The organism is Limosilactobacillus reuteri (genome assembly GCF_013694365.1).
Classification (GTDB): domain Bacteria; phylum Bacillota; class Bacilli; order Lactobacillales; family Lactobacillaceae; genus Limosilactobacillus; species Limosilactobacillus reuteri_E.
Genome location: NZ_CP059275.1, coordinates 574,930 through 594,208, shown reverse-complemented (window position 1 = coordinate 594,208; position 19,279 = coordinate 574,930). Strand labels below are relative to the sequence as shown.

Genomic DNA, 19,279 nt, shown 5'->3' with positions numbered 1-19,279 from the left:
TACCCCTTTCATTAATTCTTGTATTTTAATAATAAAAAAGCTTCCTCCCATTTATCTTAAAACACGAACATGTGCTGCTTGTGGTCCCTTTTGTCCTTGAACAATTACTAATGAGACCTCTTCATCAGGGTGAAGGATACGACGACGCGTTCCTTCAATTCCACTATAATGAACAAAAATTTCTCCTTCGTGAGGAACTGTAATAAAGCCCCATCCTTTTTGTTCGTCAAAACTTTTTACTTTTCCTTTGAGCATTTATCCACGGTTGTTCATTCCTTGCCAGTAATAGATTGCCATGATTGTCTTAGCATCTTCAATTTCGCCTTGATCAATCATTTCAAGCGCTTGTGGTAAAGTTACTTCTTTTAACATCAATTGTTCATCTTGATCTTGCGGCAGCTCGTTGCTAACCCGTTTTAATCCCGTGGCCAAATAAAGAGTCATGTATTCATCCATACAACCAACAGAAGTATAAAATGAAGAAATCTTTTTTAAACTTGTTGCTTCATACCTTGTTTCTTCATTTAATTCACGTTTAGCCGCATGAAGAGCATTATCAGCATCCCGTTGGTCGAGCTTCCCCGCAGGAATTTCAAGGGTTGTTTTCGCAATTGGTGCGCGCCACTGTTTTTCAAGAATCATTTTATTATCAGCCGTCAAAGCCAAAATCGCAATTGCTGGTGCATGGTGGACGATTTCTCGTTGTGTTTTATTACCATGTGGGGTGATAACTTGCTGTACTTCAACATCGATTAAATGGCCGTGAAAAACTGTTTTACTACTTATTGGTCGCTCTTCAAATTCCATTTATCCAACATAAAATAGTATTAAGTAAACAATAATAATTGCCACAATCAAAGCAATGATTGCAATATTTAAACGACGCTTCAAGCGCGCTGTTTTTTCTGCCACTGTTTCGTCATGACGCTGACTAGCAACTGCTTCGCGACTATAAGGTCGATCAGTTGTATTTTCTGCCGCTTCATTAGGTTGTTCAGTCTGACGTTGCTGTTGACGATATTGACTACGTGACATACGTGATTGTTGCTCATCTTGTTGTTTATTATCCACTTACTTATCTAAATCTGCAAAGAGCTGAAGAAGCATGTTTGCAGAGCGTTTTCCGGCATCAATAATAAAGTCGTCAAAACTAACGCCGGCATCTTCATCACCTGTATCAGACATTGCCCGAACTACCACATATGGAATTTGGTGGTCAGTGGCAACTTGTCCAACCGCTGCCCCTTCCATTTCACTAGAAAGTGCATCAGGGAAATTATTCAAAATCTTTTTAATTGCTTCTGAGCTTGCAATAAATTGGTCACCAGAAACAATTAATCCTCGTTTTACATTTAAACCAGTCTTTTCGCCGGCTTTTTCTAAGGCTTGTCCCCATTGATCAGAAGCCTTAAAGCGCGGTTCTTTCCCTGGGAGTTGACCATAACGGTAATTAAATGCAGTTGCATCGACATCATGGTAGGCCGTTTCAGTTGAAATTACAATGTCCCCAACATGTAAGCCTTCACCAATCCCGCCAGCTGATCCAGAATTAATCACAACATCTGCCTCACAATCGGTAATTAAATGTTCAGTAGTAATCCCAGCTTCCACTTTACCAATTCCAGATTCTACTAATACAACGTCTTGATTACTGATCTTACCGAAAAGGTAGGATTTACCCCCGATTTCCTTTTCTTGTTTATCAGATAACTTCGCAGTTAATTCTTTAATTTCTTCAGGCATTGCACAAATAATTCCAAATCGCATTTAATTGTCCCCATTAATCTTCTTTAGGTTTTCAACGGTTCTAACAATCGTAGCAATTAACTGATCAATATCTTCTTCCGTATTTAACCCACCAAAACTAATTCGAATTGATTCACTAATTCGGGGGCTATCAGCGCCAAACATCGCTGTTAAAACGTGAGAAGGTTCAATACTACCCGCTGTACATGCAGAACCACCAGAGACTGCGATGCCTGCAAGGTCTAGGTCTGTCTGGATAACATAAGTTGAAATTCCCTTAAACCATAAGTTAAGCACGTGGGTTTTGTTGATTTGTCCATTAATTTCAAAATCAACATTATTTTCCTTAAGCGCATTAACGATCTTTTGCTTAAAGGCATAATAACGATCACGGCGTTCTTCTTTTACCTCCGGCGTGTTTAATTCTACCGCTTTAGCAAAACCGGCAATTCCAGGTACATTTTCAGTCCCCGCACGGCGTTTAGTTTCTTGGTCCCCACCCTTAATAAAGCTTGGAAAACTAATGCCATCACGACGATATAAAAATCCCATCATCTTTGGCCCATTAATCTTATGGGCTGATGTTGAAAGCATATCAATATGATCAGCTTTAACATCAATTGGCAACAGTCCATATGCTTGAACTGCATCTGTATGGAACCATGCTTGATGGTCTTTCAAAATTTCACCAATCTCATGGATAGGCATTTGACTACCCACTTCATTGTTTTCCATCATAATGGTTACTAAAATCGTATCATCACGAAGAGCGGCCTTAAAATCATCAATTGAGATATTACCATTTTCATCAACTGGCAAATAGGTTACCTCAAAGCCATGTTCTTCTAAAAAATGGAGAGGTTTTAAGACTGCCTCATGCTCAATGGCAGTTGTAATAATATGCTTACCAAGATTCTGCCGTTTAAAAGCAGTTTGGATAATAGCAGTATTATCACTTTCAGTCCCCCCACTGGTAAAGATAATCTCATTATCATCAGCATTAATGCTTTGGGCAAGAACGTGACGACTATCTTCCATTACAAGTTTGGCATGACGCCCATAAGAGTAACCAGTTGAGGCATTTCCCCATGATTCTTGCATTTGTTTAGTCACTTCCGCAATCACTTCTGGGGTCATTGGGGTTGTTGCTGCATTATCCAAATAAATCTCACTCACTTATTTAGTGAATATTTGCCGGGCAACCATTTCATCTAAAATATAGTGATATTGTTGAATAAATTCAGCTGCGCGTTGGTGATTAAAAATATTAATTTTTCTTAAACCATTTCCTGAAAGAGTCTCCATTTTAAAACCGTCTAAATCACTGTTAATTAAAATCCGAAGACGGGCAACCGGTTTAAATGGGTTATCAGTATCGAGACTTCCTAAATATTCAAAGTTTCCCCGGTTAGTCTGTTCAAATCCCAAATCAAGTAAAGCATATTTTTTTATCTCTGGGCTAATTGTGTATTTATCCTTATCACCAGAAATTTGTACTGTTTTTGTAAATTCCATTCAAACGTATTGAAGCTGCCGGTCATGACTGTAAGCACGATCAATAATCGCGCTCCCAAGGCATTCCTCTCCATCGTAAAAGACAACCGCTTGACCTGGAGTGATGGCCCGTGCAGGATCATCAAATTCAACTGTTACCATTTGATCATCCTCTGACAAATGAACAGTAACGCCAACATCTGTCTGACGGTAACGGAACTTGGCCGTACAATGAAAATCACGCCCATAACGACTTACAACATCATCAACCCAGTGGATATCACTCGCTTCAAGATGAGTAGCATAAAGATAGCTGTTTTCGTATCCTTGACCAACATAAAGAACGTTCTTCTTCATATCCTTACCGATTACAAACCATGGCTCATTACTTTCCTTATTACCACCAAGGCCAAGCCCACGACGCTGACCAATGGTGTAATACATTAAGCCCATATGCTGACCAACGACCTTACCATCAAGGGTCTCCATATTCCCTGGTTGTGCTGGAATATATTGACTCAAGAATTCACGAAAATGACCATCCTCACCGATAAAGCAAATTCCAACAGAATCCTTCTTATCAGCAGTAGCAAGCCCTGCTTCTTCAGCAATCTTTCTGATTTCTGGCTTAGTGTAGCCAGCTAATGGAAACATTACCTTATCCAACTGCTTATAATCAAGTTGACTTAAGAAGTAAGTTTGATCCTTGTGTTGGTCTTTAGCACGCATCAAGTGCATCCGGCCGTTCTCATCACGCTTTACATCAGCATAGTGTCCAGTAGCAACGTAATCAGCACCTAATTGGTTAGCATATTCAATAAAAGCCTTGAACTTGATCTCTTTATTACAAATAACATCAGGATTTGGTGTACGACCTTTCTTGTACTCAGCAATGAAATACTTGAAAACCCGATCCCAGTATTCCTTCTCAAAGTTAACAGAATAGTATGGAATCCCAATCTTAGAAGCAACTTTTGCTACATCTTTGTAGTCTTCAGTGGCAGTACAAACACCATTTTCATCAGTGTCATCCCAGTTTTTCATGAAGACACCAACAACATCGTATCCTTGACGTTTCAAGAGAAGAGCCGTCACTGAAGAGTCGACTCCTCCACTCATTCCTACCACCACACGTGTATGACTATTATCAGCCATTTAAATCGTATCAGTCGGATCAACCTTGCTCTTGTGAAGGTAAGATGTATCATTCCACTTTTCAAGTTCAAAATGACGACCATCATTAGTAATAAGAATCGTCGTTGATGTATTGCTTAGTCCACCACGATCTTTCAAGTGAGCAAGCGGTGTTCCAATCAATGCATTAATGGCAGCATTCAAGGCAGCTCCATGTGAAATCACGAGAATATTACCATTAGGATACTGGCGACAATACTCTTCAATTGCTGCACGGAAACGAGCGATTACTTCTAGAAAACTTTCTCCTTCTACTAATGATTCATCATATTTATCAGGATGATGACGAAAGTTTTTTAAGACTTCAGGCCATTTTGCCGCAACATCTTCAAAATGCATTCCCTCCATTTTGCCTAAATTAAATTCTTTTAACCGGCTATCAATTGTTAATGGGATTTCTGGATTCAAATGGTTCAATAATGCCTGAGCTGTTACGCGCGCACGCTTTAAAGGACTAGTATAAGCGTGTTCAAACGGAATTCTTTGTAAAGAACTTGCTAATAATTCAATTTCACGATAACTATCCTTTAATAACGGTGAATCGCCATTGGCACCTTGATAACGGGATTCTAAATTCCATTGCGTTTTTCCGTGCCGGATTAAATAAACTTTTGTCATCTAATTTTTCTTTTGCGTTGCCTGAAGCGCTTTTTCAATATCATTAAGTCGTTGCTCACTTTTATGGTAGTAGTTAGGATCTAACTGCTTAGCTTGCGCAAGGTAGTCTTTGTATTGCTCACCAAGAACCATCGCTACAATTCCGCGGTTAAATTGCGTATCAGCACGGCCCGGATGATACTTTAGAATTGCATCATAATAAGCCTTAGCCTGTTTAAATTCACCTAATGCTAATAATGAATCACCAATTACCTGATTAATTTCAGGATCGTCTGGACGTAATTCAAGGGCAGTTAATCCATAAGCAACGGCTTGCTTGTATTGTCCCTTTTTCATATAGCTTTGGGCTAACATAAGATAAGAATCAGCTTTGAGTTTGGGATCATCAATCTTATTGTAAAGCTTAATTGCTTCATTAACTTTGCCAATCTCATAGTAAAGGTTACCAAGACCATAGTTTAAGAGGTTCATAGCATCCTTGTCACCCTTTGCCTCAAAGATCCCCAAAGCCTTCATAAAGAGTTCTTCTGCTTGTTGATAGTCATTTAACCGGGTTAGCAAAGAACCTAAATCATAATAATTGTTTACTTTATCTGGGTGCTCATCAATTGCTTCAACTAGTTTATGAACTAATTTTTCTGTTTCCTTTTTCTTAGGATCACGAAAACCTTTTTTCTCTGTCATTTATTTGGCTTGATGCAAACTTTGTAAGCTAATATTTTCCATTCCGATTAATGGATCAATTGTCTCTGAATTAATGAGATCAGCTGTTAGGATATATTGCTGAGCATCATTATTTATTAACTGTTCATTTTCTTTTTGAACAGGTTGCGGACTAGAAAGTTCTTTGGTTAACGAATCCGTTTGATGATCCAATTTTGATTTTAGTTCACCATGCTTACTCCAAACCTTATCAAGACGATCGACCAAAGAAGTTTTCCGGTTAACTGCTTCATTTTTTACACTAGTCACAACCGCATACGGCTCACCGATCAAGACTAACTTTTCTGCGGCACGGGTAATCGCCGTATATAAAAGATTTCGTTGAAGCATCCGGCTAAACTGCTGAACAATCGGCAAAAGAACCATCTTAAACTGACTTCCCTGTGCTTTATGGATCGAAATACAATAAGCTAACCGTAATTGATTCCATTCCATGCGGCTATAGCTCACTTCATTACCATCAAAATCGACAGTAATTGATTCATTTTTCTTACCGACTGTCCTACCGCTTTCAATTGCTGTGATTTTTCCAATATCACCATTAAAAATGTTCTTTTCTGGAACATTAACGAGTTGCAGAACCTTATCTCCAACACGAAAAGTTAGTCCCCTAAAATCGACTTCTTGCTTTCCATTAGCTGGAGGATTATATGCCTGTTGTGCAAGTTCATTCAAACGGTCGATTCCCGCCTGTCCGCGGTACATTGGTGCCAAGATTTGAATATCATTTGCGGAATAATCTCGTTTTTTAGAAAGGTCAATAATTTGTTGAACCACACTTGGCACTTGGTTAGCATGGCATGAGATAAATGATCGATCTGGCATTTTATTCGTTAGATCTGATGGTAACTTACCCTCTTTGATAGCATGAGCTAATGGGATAATTGTTGAATCAGCAGCCTGGCGGTGAATATTGGTTAGTTCAACTTTGGGCAGTTCTGCAAAGTCAAGAAGATCATGGAAAATTTGCCCGGGACCAACAGATGGTAATTGGTCTTTATCACCTACCAAAACCACATGCATAGAAGTAGGGACGGCTTGAATAAGAGTCTTAAACAAGAGGGTATCGACCATCGACATTTCATCAATAATCAATAACGAGCCTTCTAAATCGCGGGCATTCATATCAGTTGGCATTTCCCGACCGTTAAGTCCTAGCAAGCGATGGATTGTACTTGCTGGCAAATCTGTAGCTTCACTCATTCGTTTAGCAGCTCGGCCTGTAGGAGCAGCTAGCAAAACAGGAAAAGACTTTTCCTTATATTCATTTACATCCAATGAGAGATTATGAATTTTCGCATAGCTAGCTACAATTCCCTTAATAATTGTTGTTTTTCCCGTTCCTGGGCCTCCCGTAAGAAGCATGACTTTGCTGTTTAAGGCTGTTTTAATAGCCTCTTTTTGAACTTGGTCATAGGTTATCCCCGATTGATCAGCAACTTCCGTAACTGTTTTTTCAATAGTCGTTGCTGGTAATTTTTCCTGGTCAACGGTAAGAAGACGATGTAAGTGATCAGCAATTTGCCATTCCGCGTTATAAAGGGCAGTTGGATAAATTTTTTCATCCGCGTAACTAATTTCTTGATTTTTCTCTAACTCAACAATTTGGTTGGCAATTAAATCTGTAGAAACACGGCCACCACTTCCTTGGGCAAGCAATTGGATAGTTTGCTGCAGAAGAGGTTTTGTTGTAGTAAATGTATCACCAGTTTCCATTGTCAAGTCATCAAGTGTCTGGATAATTGCTGCATCAATCCGGCGTGAATCATCCGTGGCAATTCCTAATTTTTGTGCCACCTGATCAGCACGATTAAAACTAATTCCATCTATTTCAGCGGCGAGTTGATAGGGGTTTTCATTAATAATATGTAGAGTTTCTTCCCCGTACTTGTCAAAAATTGCACTACTAAGGTTAGCGCCAAAGCCGAGATCATTTAGGCCGATAATAATCTCGTCCATCCCCTGGTTTGCCCGTAAATTATCAACCAATGAATCCTTAACTGCTTTGCGGAGTTTTAATTTATCTAAAACATGCGGGTCAGCAATAATTTTATTAATCGCATCTGTTCCTAACTTGTCGACAATTTTTTCAGCCGTCTTTTTTCCAATTCCGGTAAATTGTTTTCCAGACAAGAAATCAACTAACCCATCCTTGCTTGTAGGACGGTTGACATGATAAGAAGTAGCTTGAAATTGTTGTCCATATCGTGGATGCTCAACAATTTTTCCCTCAAAGCGGTAAGTCTGATCATCACTAAGATCACCAAAACTTCCGGTTACAGTAATTTCCGGCTCGTGCCAATCAAAATTTGCTTCTTCAACCGAGACAATTAAAACTTTAAAAAACGAATCTGGACTAGTAAAAATCTCAGATTGTACCTGACCAATAAAAAAAGACGGCTCCGTTGGCGTCTTAAATAGGTCGATTTCTTCAGCCATTTATTTACGATTAAACAATGTATCAATTGATTGGTTATTGTGGATACGAACAATTGCTTCTTTTAATAAATCGTCCACTGATAATTGAACCAACTTAGGGAATTCTTTCTCTTTTGGTAGGTGGATTGTATCTGTTACAATCATTTTTTCAAGAGGAGAATTTTGTAACGTATTTACCGCATCAGCTGATAATACTGCATGCGTAGCAATTCCGTAAACTTTAGCGGCACCAAAGTTCTTTAATGCTTGTGCAGATAAGTTCATCCGTACTCCTGTATCTACAATATCATCAACAATAATCGCAGTCTTTCCTTTTACATCCCCGATTACATATTCCGGTACTTCTTGTTCAGTCCGTTCCCGAACTTCATTGTTACGGTTATCAATAATCGCAATGGAAGCTTTAATTCGTTCAGCATATTTCCGCGCTAAATTAACGCCAGCATGATCAGGGGCAACTACTACAATATCATCACCCAAGTTTTGTTCCTCAATATATTTAGTAAAAAGACTGGTTGCTTGAAGATGATCAACAGGAATATCAAAGAAACCTTGAACTTGAGGAGCATGAAGGTCAATCGTTACTAGTCGACTAATTTGATCCATTTCAAGAAGGTTGGCGATCAATTTAGCTGTAATTGGTTCACGGCTTCGTGCTTTTCGATCTTGACGTGCATAGCCATAGTATGGCATTACTACGTTAATCTTGGCCGCACTTGCCCGCCGTAGAGCATCAACCATAATTAATAGTTCCATCAAGTTAGTGTTAACTGGATCAGAAACTGACTGGATGACGTAGACCTCACAGCCACGAATACTTTCGTCAATTGTAATTTTAATTTCCCCATCAGCAAAATGACTAATGGAAGCTTTACTCAACGGAATCCCCACGCGTTGAGCAATTTGTTCAGCTAGTTTTGGATTTGAATTTAGTGAAAATAAACGCACATTATCGGCATTTTTTATCTGGGTCATTTAGTTTTCAAATTTTAAGGAAGGTAGTGAATTAACAAAAGCCAAATATGCTTTGTTTTCATCCGTTTCAACGCTACTGCTTTGAAGCTCATCAAGATTTTCTTGGTGAATTGTTGACTCCTCTACAGTAATAATATGAGTAAACGTAGCATTACCGATTAGTTCGACCCAGTAGTTGTAGTCATCACGGTGAAGAATTGTCTTAACCATGCCACCAGGATTATAAACACTAATTGGTTCATTAAATGATGCTGCGTCTGGATGAGTGAGGGCTAAAGCGAGACTAGTGGCAGACATACCTGTCCCACAAGCATTTGTAAAGCCGACTCCTCGTTCAAACGTTTTTACAAAGAGTTTGTTATGACCGAGAATATGGCCAAAATTAACATTTACCCCGTCACTGAAGTAAAGATTATCACTATTTAACCGTGTACCTAATTCTTCAAGTGCTGGGCCATTTAGCTCTTCCATACTAACAAAACTAATTAAGTGGGGGTTAGGAACAGCAAGGGCTGAAAAACGGAGATTAGGATATAACTCAGGGACGAGGGTGTCTAACAGGCGCTCATGGCCAAGATTATCAAATGGCAAAGCAGTGCGGTCAAACTTTACTGGTGAAATTTCAACCGCAAAAGCAGGAACTCCAGGTGCAAGGTCTTCATGCTGACGAACACGAAGACTAGCATTCATTGTATCAACTTTAAAATCGGTTAAATTATCACGTTCTGCTACATAACGAGCAACCGTTCTCAAACCATTACCGCACATTGAGGCTTCGCTGCCATCTGCGTTAATTACCCGCATTTGTGCTACCGATCCTGGTCTAGTTGGATGGTTAACAACTAAAACGCCATCAGCACCACCGAGAACGCCATTTTGTGTATCAGTTACTTTTCGGGTAAATGAAACTAGTTCTTTATCGGTAAGGGGAGTAGTCAATTGTGTTTGGTCAAGAATAAAAAAGGCATTTTGTGATCCGTGTACTTTTAATAATTGCACCATCTAATTTGCGAAAAAGCGATGGTAAATAGCTCGAACGGCATCATCCGCGTCTTCGTTGTATGTTCCGATCATAATTGCAATTCGTGAAGCTCCTTGATTAATCATGGGAACCGCAATGTGTTTTTCGGCTAGAGGCATTAATATATCATCAATTACCCCCGTGCGATTACGCATACCTTCACCAACAACCATGGTAATTGCATAATTATCAATCCATTCTAAACGGTCAGGATTAATCTCCTCTTGAATTTCATTGCAGATGGTATCGATTAATTGGTCATTAATTGCATTCCGATCAAGGATAATTGTTATATCATCGATTCCGGAAGGCATATGTTCGTATGAGACGTTGTGCTTTGCGAGAATTTCAAGGATCCGAAGAGTAAAACCTGCTTGCTTGTTAAGAAGATATTTGTGCAGGTAGAGGGCTGCAAAGTGTTTTCCACTCACGACCCCCGTTATAATATCGCTTGGTTGAAAATCTTTATCAGGGACAATCATTGTTCCCGGCTTTTCAGGATCATTAGTATTACGAACATTAATTGGAATATTTCCTTGAATAGCAGGAATCAATGCTTCATCGTGAAAGACGGAGAAACCAGCATAAGATAGTTCTCGCATTTCCCGGTAAGTCATGGTTGTAATTGGTTGCGGATGGTCGACAATTTGTGGATTGGCTGAGTAAATAGCATCGACATCGGTGAAATTTTCATAAGTTGAAGCGTGAAGACCGCGCGCGAGAATTGCACCGGTGATATCAGAACCACCACGGGAAAAAGTAGCAATGTGTCCAGCAAGAGTTAGGCCATAGAAACCAGGGAATACTAATAATTCGTTCTCATTAAACGTAAAATGACTCAAGTTTGCATATGTTTCTGGAATAACGTTAGCATTATTGGGTGTTCCAGTAACGATAATACCAGCTTCACTTGGTGTCACAAAACGTGCTTCATAGCCTAAATGCTGCAAAAGGATAGCCATTAGTTGAGCGTTTAAGCGTTCACCATGAGCTTTGAAAGCGGCCAAGAGATAGTTATCATTTGGATACGTATGGTTAGGAAGACCTTCCAGTCGTTCAACTAGCGGAATTAATTTATCTGCTGGTAAGCCAAAATAAGCGGCAATCTCTTGATATCGATTTAAAATTTGTTCAACGATTTCTTGGGGATTTTGGCCTGCAATTACTGCTTGGGCATATTTAATCAGTAAGTCAGTAACTTTAATATCATCGGCAAAACGTTTACCCGGCGCAGAAGTGACAATTACCCGGCGTTGGGGGTCAGAGGTAATAATATTAATTGCATTTTGAAAGGCTTCTCCATTAGCCAGAGAACTTCCACCAAATTTTACAACTTTCATTTATTGTTGGTATGGTTCATCCAAATGAATTAAATCATCATAGGTTTCTCGTTTAATTACAACCTGAGCTGTGCCTTTTTCTGCAAAGACAACTGCTGGACGAGGATTCCGATTATAATTTGAAGCCATTGAATAACCATAAGCACCAGTATCAAGCATCGCTAAGACATCTCCTGGTTTTGTAGCCGGTAATACCTGATTCTGACTGAGGATATCACCAGACTCGCAATACTTTCCTGCTACCCGAACATGTTCAACCAACTCTGCACGAGGATTATTTGCTAAGACCGTTTCATATTGTGCTTCATAAAGTGCTGGACGAATGTTATCACCCATCCCCCCATCAACTGTTACATATGGCTTCAACCCTGGTACATCTTTACGTGATCCAACAGTATAAAGATTATAACCAGCGGGCCCCGCGATTGAACGTCCGGGTTCTATCCAGATCGCTGGCATAGCAAGATTTGTTTCTTTAATTTCAGCTTTAATTACCTTAATAATTGCTGCCACAAATTCTTCTGGAGCAAGTGGTGTATCATCTTTTACATAACGAATTCCAAAACCGCCCCCAACATTGATCACAGCAGCTTGATAGTTAAATTTTTCTTGCCAGTGGGCAGCAACTTCAACCAACTTCTTAGCTACCCCTTCAAATCCCGCAAGCTCAAAAATCTGTGAACCAATATGGGCATGCAACCCTTTCATTTGCATCCGGGGATTCTCGAGGACTTTTGCTAACGCCTCATCTGCCTGTCCTGATTGAAGGTCAAACCCAAACTTACTGTCAACCTGACCAGTTTGAATGTACTTATTTGTATGAGCAGAAATTCCAGGAGTAATTCGCAACATTACATCAACATGTGCATCAAGCTTCTCCAAAACGTCTGCTAGCAATTCAATCTCATGGAAGTTATCAATCATGATTGTTCCCACGTGATGGTCAATTGCCATTTCCAATTCTTCCCGTGATTTATTGTTTCCGTGAAAACTAACATCAGCCATTGGAAAGCCGGCTTTGATTGCCGTATATAATTCACCACCAGAAACAACATCAACATGCGCACCTTCTGCAGCAACTACTTGATACATTGCGATTGCTGAAAAAGCTTTACTAGCATAGCTAACCGCATAATCAACATTATTTTCTTCAAAAACCCGCTTAAATGCTCGAATCTGTTGGCGAATCTGTTGAACATCATAAACAACTAACGGGGTACCAAACTGATGAGCTAAGTCAACCGCATCACATCCCCCAATCGTTAGATGACCAGCGGCATTTAATTGTTGATCAGTAATCTGTTCGTTCATCTAAAGCTTCCGTAAATCGTCCTCTAATTCAGTCTTACCAGCAGTTTGGTCATCAACATTCTTAATAAACTTAGCAGGAACTCCCGCAACCATCGTATGAGGAGCAACATCATGAGTAACCACGGCGCCAGCAGCAATGACCGCTCCTTCTCCTACATGAACCCCTTCAATTACCACCGCATTGGCGCCAATCATTACATTGTCATCAATGCGGACTGGTTCAGCTGAAGCCGGTTCAACCACTCCAGCTAATACAGTACCAGCACCAATATGACAGTGGCGACCAACAATTGCACGGCCACCAAGAACTGCCCCCATATCAATCATCGAATCGGCACCAATTTCAGCACCAATATTAATTGTTGCGCCCATCATAATGACAGCATTGTCACCAATAAGCACTTTATCGCGAATAATTGCTCCTGGCTCAATGCGGGCATTAATATCCTTCAAATCAAGCAAAGGGACTGCTGAATTACGCGCATCGTTTTCCACATGGTAAGATTCAATTGCTGAACTGTATTCCTTTAATAACGGTTCAATAACTGTCCAATCACCGAAAATAACACCCGTACGCTGTTCAAGAAATGTTTCTACTTCTGTGGGAAATTCTAAATCACCCAAATTTCCTTTAAGATAGACCTTTACCGGTGTCTTCTTGGGTGCGTTACTAATGTAGTTAATGATTGTTTGTGCATCTAATTCAGCCATTTAATTTTGCATCCGATATTCAAGAAAACCAGTAATCGCATCTACTCCACGTTTAATTGCTTTTTCATTGGGGGTAAGGGTGGCCGAATGTAATTGTGAATCATCTTCAACCCCAAGCCAAAACATGGTTCCCGGAAATTTAGCCAGTAAGTAGCCAAAGTCTTCCCCAGTCATTGCTGGTTCTGTTTCGATAAAGTTTACAGTTGGTGTTTCTTCCATATAATGGATAAACCGTTTTGTTAATTCTGGATTATTTTCTACTGGCCAATAGCCACCCTGATTTAATTCAAGGGAAACATCCATGTTAAAACTACGCCCGATTCCTTCACATACGTCCTTCAAGCGGTCATCAATAGTTTCAATCATCGTCTGCGTTAGTCCCCGAATCGTTCCTTCAATCCGTGTATGTCCAGCGATAACATTTCGAATCGTCCCGCCGTCAATCTTTCCTAAAGTAATTACACCACTTTGAATAGGATCGATACTCCGCGAAATCACAGTCTGCACTTGAAGAATTAATGAGGCTGCCGCAACGACCGTATCATTAGCATTTTGAGGATACGCCGCGTGACCGCCCTTACCATTGAGGTCAATATTAACTTCCGTGGTTCCCGCAAACAAGGTCCCCATCCGACAACCAATTGCTCCTGCTGGCAAATCAGGATTATCATGCAAACCGTAAAACTCATCTGGTTTCCACTTTCCGCTAAACAAGCCCAGTTCATATGCCCGCTTTCCACCATTTTCGCTTTCTTCGGCCGGTTGGAAGAAAAACAGGATATTATCTTGCGGCTGGTGTTCACTAAAATAATTCAATACCCCTAATGCAACCGTCATATGAATATCATGACCACAGGCGTGCATTATTCCCGGATGAGTTGATGAATATGGCAAGCCTGTTTGTTCCTCAACTGGTAAAGCATCAATGTCTGTTCGATATCCAATTGTTCGTTGTGGATTCTGACCATGAACTAACACCATGAGAGCAGTTGGCAATTCCTTAAAAGTACGAACTTCTAAAAATGCTTGGTTAAAACTAGCAACCGTCTCCACTAAGTATTGGTGGGTGTCAAATTCATGGAGAGCTAGTTCCGGAATTTGGTGGAGATGACGACGAATTTGAATTAATTCTTCTTCTGTTAACATTTATTCCCCCAAATTTAAAGGTAAGTTCTTGGCAGTCAACGAATTAGTAGGTAATGATAAGGCAGTCTCTAATTCGCGTTTTTCTTCTTCATTTAATGGAAGAATTGGTAAGCGACAACTACCAACGTTAAAACCTTGCGCATTCAAAACAGCTTTAACTGGTGATGGTGATGGGAACATAAACAAAGCGGCCATCCGGGGAGTTAACCACCGTTGCAACTTACCAGCAGTTTGATAATCGCCTCGGTATAGTGAGTCATACATTTGGCGCATTTGATCGACATAGGTATGGGAAGCAACCGAGATAACCCCATTTGCTCCTAAAACCCGGGCAGTTAGCGCCTGTGCATCTTCACCCGTGAAAACTGCAAAATCAGGGTCGCGGTGTTCAACAATGTATTCAAGTTCTTCCAAAGATGTACATTGTTTTACAGCGGCGATATTTTGATGGTGCGACAATTCTACTACGGTTTCCTGAGCCATCTTTACCCCTGTACGACCAGGAATGTTGTAAATGATGATTGGGAGGTCAACATTATCCGCAACTGCTGTGAAATGAGCAACCATTCCCCGTTGGTTAGGTTTGTTATAAGGAGGAACAACAACAAGGGCATAATCGATACCGTTAATTTGCGCAACCTCATTAGTAAAGGCAATCGTTTCCTTAGTATTATTGCTACCAGTTCCAGCAATAACCGGAACCCGTCCGTTTACAATTTCACCGAAATGTTGGTATAGCTCAATTTTTTCATCATGAGTGAGTTCTGGAGTTTCCCCAGTGGTCCCCCCGATAACAAAACCATTACTCCCATGTTCAATTAAGTAATTTGTCAAATATTCTAAACGACCATAGTCAATATTTCCCTCATCATCAAAAGGGGTTACAATTGCCGTCATTAAGTCTGCATTTTGTAATAATGTCATTTATAAAATATTTTCTAAGCCAATTACCAATTTTGATAATCCATCAACTTTCTCCAGAGCAACCTTAACCCCATTCATAAAGGATTGACGGTCAAATGAGTCTTGGCGGATAGTTAGGGCCTCGCCATCCCCACCAAAGAGAACTTGTTCGTGAGCAATGTACCCCGGAAGTCGAACAGCATGAATCTTAATTCCATGGTAGTCGCCACCCCGCGCACCGGTTAAGCTCTCTGTCTCATCAGGATTCGTCTCATGTGCAGGACGGACTTGATCGATCAACTTTGCGGTACTCAAAGCCGTTCCCGATGGGGCATCTTTTTTATCACCATGATGCATTTCAATAATTTCAACGTCCGGGAAATATTTAGCTGCTTCCTGAGCAAATTTCATAAGAAGAACTGCCGACATCCCAAAATTAGCAGCGATCAATCCACCCACTTGTTTTTCTTCACTGAGGCGCACCAGGTCTGCTTGTTGTTCATCGATTAAGCCGGTCGTTCCAACAATCGGCCTCATTCCGTGTTCAAGCGCAAACTTAACATTCTGATAAACAGCACTTGGCAAGGTGAAATCAATCCAAATATCAGCAACGCCATCTTCAATTTCATCCAAAGTTTGATAAGGATGAACAGATGATGCAAGGTGAAAATCAGCCATATTCTCTTTTGTTAAGGTTGGTGCAAGCGCAGCAGTAATTTCAAACCCAGCGAGTGAGTTCACTAGATCAACAGCCTTTTGTCCCATTGCTCCAGTCGCACCAGCAATTAAAACTTTTTTCATCTATCCTAAATTATTCATAAAATTTTGTAACCGTTCAATCGCCGTATCAATAACAGAATCTGCCGCTGCATATGATAAGCGAATGTATCCTTCTCCACCAGGACCAAATGCATTTCCAGGAATTACGCCAACTTTAGCTTCGTGGGCTAGTTTACGAGCAAAAGCGAGATCATCCTTCCCAAATTGCGCAGGGATTTTAGCAAAAATATAAAATGCGCCATCTGGCAACGCAATTTCAAAGCCCATCTTTCTCATTGCACTCGCAAGTTTATCTCTCCGTTGACGATAGGCCCGCTTAAATTCTTGCGGATCATCATTCCCGTTTTCTAACGCTTCAATCGCGGCCGCTTGAGCAGTATCATTTGGGCACGTTACCATAAATGAATGCATCTTTGACATCGTTGAAATAAATTCTCCTGGGCCAGCCACATATCCTAAACGATAACCCGTCATTGCATGTGATTTTGATAAACCACTAATCAGAATTGTCTGCTCGGGCAAAAGTGTCGCAAGTGAATGGAAGGGTTGATCGTACATCAATGAACTATAAATCTCATCAACAATCGCATAGATATGATGATCTTCAATTACTTTAGCCAATGCTTTTAACTCTTCTTCAGTGTACGAACGGCCAGTTGGATTATTAGGATAATTTAAGAGAACAGCCTTTACTGCCGGACCCTCTTTTGCTAATACCTCTTCTAGTCTTTCAGCGGATAACAAAAAGCCATCTTCAGCAGTGTTAACTTTGATCGGTTCAGCACCAGTTAGAGAAACACTCGGGAAATATAGCGAAAATGCTGGAGTGGGAATAATTACTTTATCTCCCGGATTTAACATTGCAAAAGTTGTCGCGGTTACCGCTTCTGTTGCCCCAATCGTTACTACAATTTCGGTTTCAGGGTCATAGTAAACGTGACGACTCTGCTCAAGATATTTACTAATCGCTTTGCGTAATTCAATCTTACCCTTGCTCGACGAATAGTGAGAATCATCATTTTGAATACTTTCAATTGCTGCCTTCTTAACATGATCTGGCACAGCAAAGTCCGGTTCCCCAAGCGTTAATTTTACTAGTCCAGGAACGGCAGAAATTTCTTCATCAAATGCGCGAATCTGTGCTGGCGGAACAGCTGCCAGATGACTATTTACGGTTGTTGCTAATTCAGCATGGAGTCTTGGCATTTAAACTAACCCATTTGCGACTAAACGTTCTGCATTTTCAACGGTATTCCAAGCCGCCCCTTTAAGGAGATTATCAGCAACAACCCACATATTAAAGGAACCAGGATTTTCTTCATCTGCACGGAGACGACCAACAAAAGTGTCACGCTTGCCAACAGCATTAATTGGTTGAGGATAAACCTGGTGCGCAGGATCATCCTGCAGAGCTACCCCGGGAGCGTCCTTTAATACTGCCCGCAATTGGTCAACAGTTACCGTTGGATCATCAACAGTAAAGTAAATCGATTCTCCATGAGCAATTGGGACAGGTACACGAACACAAGTGGCAGTAACCTTAATATCCTTAGCGTCCATGTCGTTTAACATGATCTTCTTTGTTTCGTGGATCATCTTCCATTCTTCATGGGAGTAACCATCATCTTCAAAGACATCGATCTGGGGTAATAAATTAAAAGCTAATGGATAATGCTTCTTGTCACCCTTTGTTGGCAAAATCTTGGCATCTGCTTGCATATCTTTACCATCAAGGTAGTCTTGAGTTTCTTGTCGTAATTCATTTAAGGCTGATTGGCCTGCTCCTGAAGCTGCTTGGTAAGTCGAAACAATAATTTGATTTAATCCAAATGCTTGGCGGATTGGTTCCAATGCTACCACCATTTGAATTGTCGAACAGTTAGGATTAGCAATGATTCCGTGATGATTTTTTAACGCCTCTTCATTTACTTCTGGAACTACTAGCGGTACATCAGGTTCCATTCGAAAAGCACTCGTATTATCAACACAAACTGCTCCCCGTTTTACTGCTTCTGGAAGGAACTTTTTTGATACTGATCCACCAGCAGATGAAAGCACAATATCAACCCCATTAAAAGAATCAGGTGTCGTTTCTTCAACAGTGATCGGTTGGCCTTTAAATGATAATTGTTTACCAGCTGACTTAGCAGATGCCAGTAATTTCACACTCTTTACTGGAATTGTTGATTGTTCCAATTGCTGAATCATCCGTGTACCAACTGCACCAGTAGCACCCAAAATTGCGACATTATATTCTTTACTCATTTATAAAGTTTGTCGATAGTAAAAAGTAATGTAGCCAATAAAAAGTTGAAATAAGTCTTCAGTATTTTTAGGATCTAGTTCAAAAAGTTTTTTAATGCGAAGTAATCGGTTATTAAGTGTATTACGGTGTACAAATAAATTATGCGCAGTTTGATTTACACTCATATTACACTTAATGAACTCACGGATTGTATCGATCAATTCTTTCCCATCTTTTCTTTTTAGTAAAGCTTCATATTGATCATTAACTGCTATTAAATTTAAATCACTATCTAATACCTGTTTAATAAAAGAGACTTGTGAGTAATGCCTAAATGATGGCTTTCCAAAAATATTACTTAATCGCAGTGTTGTAACTGCTTGCTCCGCTAATCTACCAAGCAAATTACCCCAATTACTGATACCGTATTCAATTTCTTGATGTTCAAGTTTTTGTTGAATATATGTTTCTTGGTGCTTTGAACTGAGGATAATCAACTCAATGTGATTAGTAAGAGAAAAAATAATTGTTTCCTGATCTAGTTTAAGGTTTTTGATTATCTGAGAACTCCCAGCAATTGCAATTACAAGTCGTTGTTTTGCTAGATTTATATTTAGACGATTTGCTTCCTCA

21 protein-coding genes are annotated in these 19,279 nt (G+C 40.1%); all 21 read right to left on the bottom strand.

Annotation, left to right across the window (positions count from 1 at the left end):
* Window positions 1–51 precede the first annotated feature (51 nt).
* From HHK02_RS03450 to HHK02_RS12550, 21 genes are read right to left on the bottom strand one after another with little or no spacing between them, the layout of a single operon-like run.
* Window positions 52–255 (bottom strand): cold-shock protein, encoded by a 204-nt coding sequence (locus HHK02_RS03450; RefSeq protein WP_003666775.1) that lies wholly within the window; start codon window positions 253–255, stop codon window positions 52–54.
* On the bottom strand, window positions 256–807 hold the full coding sequence (locus HHK02_RS03445) for an NUDIX hydrolase (RefSeq protein WP_003666776.1): 552 nt from the start codon (window positions 805–807) through the stop codon (window positions 256–258).
* On the bottom strand, window positions 808–1,071 hold the full coding sequence (locus HHK02_RS03440) for a hypothetical protein (protein WP_003671784.1): 264 nt from the start codon (window positions 1,069–1,071) through the stop codon (window positions 808–810). It lies immediately after the preceding gene.
* Complete coding sequence (locus tag HHK02_RS03435; protein ID WP_085678140.1) at window positions 1,072–1,767, bottom strand: 5'-methylthioadenosine/adenosylhomocysteine nucleosidase; 696 nt, start codon at window positions 1,765–1,767, stop codon at window positions 1,072–1,074. It abuts the gene before it with no gap.
* Window positions 1,768–2,922: a cysteine desulfurase family protein gene (locus HHK02_RS03430; protein ID WP_003671781.1), complete on the bottom strand. Its 1,155-nt coding sequence runs from the start codon at window positions 2,920–2,922 to the stop codon at window positions 1,768–1,770.
* Window positions 2,923–3,261, bottom strand: a complete 339-nt coding sequence (locus HHK02_RS03425) for a DUF1831 domain-containing protein (protein WP_011953428.1) — start codon at window positions 3,259–3,261, stop codon at window positions 2,923–2,925.
* A complete protein-coding gene (gene mnmA / locus HHK02_RS03420; protein WP_078009595.1) occupies window positions 3,262–4,395 on the bottom strand; it encodes a tRNA 2-thiouridine(34) synthase MnmA in 1,134 nt (377 codons plus the stop codon).
* A complete protein-coding gene (locus HHK02_RS03415) occupies window positions 4,396–5,052 on the bottom strand; it encodes a histidine phosphatase family protein (protein WP_003671776.1) in 657 nt (218 codons plus the stop codon).
* Window positions 5,053–5,736, bottom strand: a complete 684-nt coding sequence (locus tag HHK02_RS03410) for a tetratricopeptide repeat protein (RefSeq protein WP_181462769.1) — start codon at window positions 5,734–5,736, stop codon at window positions 5,053–5,055.
* On the bottom strand, window positions 5,737–8,214 hold the full coding sequence (gene recD2 / locus HHK02_RS03405; RefSeq protein ID WP_152737873.1) for an SF1B family DNA helicase RecD2: 2,478 nt from the start codon (window positions 8,212–8,214) through the stop codon (window positions 5,737–5,739).
* The gene (locus tag HHK02_RS03400; protein ID WP_085678161.1) at window positions 8,215–9,189 is read right to left on the bottom strand and encodes a ribose-phosphate diphosphokinase; all 975 of its coding nucleotides are present in this window, start codon (window positions 9,187–9,189) and stop codon (window positions 8,215–8,217) included.
* Entirely contained in the window at window positions 9,190–10,191 is a 1,002-nt protein-coding gene (gene dapF, locus HHK02_RS03395; RefSeq protein ID WP_003671767.1) for a diaminopimelate epimerase, read from the bottom strand.
* Window positions 10,192–11,550, bottom strand: a complete 1,359-nt coding sequence (locus HHK02_RS03390) for an aspartate kinase (protein WP_003671765.1) — start codon at window positions 11,548–11,550, stop codon at window positions 10,192–10,194. It abuts the gene before it with no gap.
* The gene (lysA, locus tag HHK02_RS03385; protein WP_078009590.1) at window positions 11,551–12,861 is read right to left on the bottom strand and encodes a diaminopimelate decarboxylase; all 1,311 of its coding nucleotides are present in this window, start codon (window positions 12,859–12,861) and stop codon (window positions 11,551–11,553) included. It abuts the gene before it with no gap.
* Window positions 12,862–13,572 carry a 2,3,4,5-tetrahydropyridine-2,6-dicarboxylate N-acetyltransferase gene (dapD, locus tag HHK02_RS03380; RefSeq protein WP_085678170.1) on the bottom strand — a complete coding sequence of 237 codons (711 nt, stop codon included), beginning with the start codon at window positions 13,570–13,572 and terminating at the stop codon, window positions 12,862–12,864. It lies immediately after the preceding gene.
* Window positions 13,573–14,718 carry an N-acetyldiaminopimelate deacetylase gene (locus tag HHK02_RS03375; protein WP_035160146.1) on the bottom strand — a complete coding sequence of 382 codons (1,146 nt, stop codon included), beginning with the start codon at window positions 14,716–14,718 and terminating at the stop codon, window positions 13,573–13,575. It abuts the gene before it with no gap.
* Window positions 14,719–15,642, bottom strand: a complete 924-nt coding sequence (dapA, locus tag HHK02_RS03370) for a 4-hydroxy-tetrahydrodipicolinate synthase (protein ID WP_085678173.1) — start codon at window positions 15,640–15,642, stop codon at window positions 14,719–14,721.
* A complete protein-coding gene (dapB, locus tag HHK02_RS03365) occupies window positions 15,643–16,422 on the bottom strand; it encodes a 4-hydroxy-tetrahydrodipicolinate reductase (RefSeq protein WP_181462768.1) in 780 nt (259 codons plus the stop codon).
* Window positions 16,423–17,607 (bottom strand): aminotransferase class I/II-fold pyridoxal phosphate-dependent enzyme, encoded by a 1,185-nt coding sequence (locus HHK02_RS03360; RefSeq protein ID WP_003671755.1) that lies wholly within the window; start codon window positions 17,605–17,607, stop codon window positions 16,423–16,425.
* Entirely contained in the window at window positions 17,608–18,666 is a 1,059-nt protein-coding gene (locus HHK02_RS03355) for an aspartate-semialdehyde dehydrogenase (protein WP_181462767.1), read from the bottom strand.
* On the bottom strand, window positions 18,667–18,867 hold the full coding sequence (locus HHK02_RS12550; protein WP_269204229.1) for a helix-turn-helix domain-containing protein: 201 nt from the start codon (window positions 18,865–18,867) through the stop codon (window positions 18,667–18,669).
* Window positions 18,868–19,279: the final 412 nt, after the last annotated feature.

Excerpts from the sequence above, each read along its gene's own strand:
- dapB (WP_181462768.1), bottom strand. The coding sequence starts at position 16,422 with ATGAAAAAAGTTTTAATTGCTGGTGCGACTGGAGCAATGGGACAAAAG.
- HHK02_RS03425 (WP_011953428.1), bottom strand. The coding sequence starts at position 3,261 with ATGGAATTTACAAAAACAGTACAAATTTCTGGTGATAAGGATAAATAC.
- dapF (WP_003671767.1), bottom strand. The coding sequence starts at position 10,191 with ATGGTGCAATTATTAAAAGTACACGGATCACAAAATGCCTTTTTTATT.
- dapD (WP_085678170.1), bottom strand. The coding sequence starts at position 13,572 with ATGGCTGAATTAGATGCACAAACAATCATTAACTACATTAGTAACGCA.
- HHK02_RS03360 (WP_003671755.1), bottom strand. The coding sequence starts at position 17,607 with ATGCCAAGACTCCATGCTGAATTAGCAACAACCGTAAATAGTCATCTG.
- HHK02_RS03450 (WP_003666775.1), bottom strand. The coding sequence starts at position 255 with ATGCTCAAAGGAAAAGTAAAAAGTTTTGACGAACAAAAAGGATGGGGC.
- HHK02_RS03435 (WP_085678140.1), bottom strand. The coding sequence starts at position 1,767 with ATGCGATTTGGAATTATTTGTGCAATGCCTGAAGAAATTAAAGAATTA.
- HHK02_RS03375 (WP_035160146.1), bottom strand. The coding sequence starts at position 14,718 with ATGTTAACAGAAGAAGAATTAATTCAAATTCGTCGTCATCTCCACCAA.
- HHK02_RS03445 (WP_003666776.1), bottom strand. The coding sequence starts at position 807 with ATGGAATTTGAAGAGCGACCAATAAGTAGTAAAACAGTTTTTCACGGC.
- dapA (WP_085678173.1), bottom strand. The coding sequence starts at position 15,642 with ATGACATTATTACAAAATGCAGACTTAATGACGGCAATTGTAACCCCT.
- HHK02_RS03410 (WP_181462769.1), bottom strand. The coding sequence starts at position 5,736 with ATGACAGAGAAAAAAGGTTTTCGTGATCCTAAGAAAAAGGAAACAGAA.
- HHK02_RS03355 (WP_181462767.1), bottom strand. The coding sequence starts at position 18,666 with ATGAGTAAAGAATATAATGTCGCAATTTTGGGTGCTACTGGTGCAGTT.
- lysA (WP_078009590.1), bottom strand. The coding sequence starts at position 12,861 with ATGAACGAACAGATTACTGATCAACAATTAAATGCCGCTGGTCATCTA.
- HHK02_RS03400 (WP_085678161.1), bottom strand. The coding sequence starts at position 9,189 with ATGACCCAGATAAAAAATGCCGATAATGTGCGTTTATTTTCACTAAAT.
- HHK02_RS03415 (WP_003671776.1), bottom strand. The coding sequence starts at position 5,052 with ATGACAAAAGTTTATTTAATCCGGCACGGAAAAACGCAATGGAATTTA.
- recD2 (WP_152737873.1), bottom strand. The coding sequence starts at position 8,214 with ATGGCTGAAGAAATCGACCTATTTAAGACGCCAACGGAGCCGTCTTTT.
- mnmA (WP_078009595.1), bottom strand. The coding sequence starts at position 4,395 with ATGGCTGATAATAGTCATACACGTGTGGTGGTAGGAATGAGTGGAGGA.
- HHK02_RS03390 (WP_003671765.1), bottom strand. The coding sequence starts at position 11,550 with ATGAAAGTTGTAAAATTTGGTGGAAGTTCTCTGGCTAATGGAGAAGCC.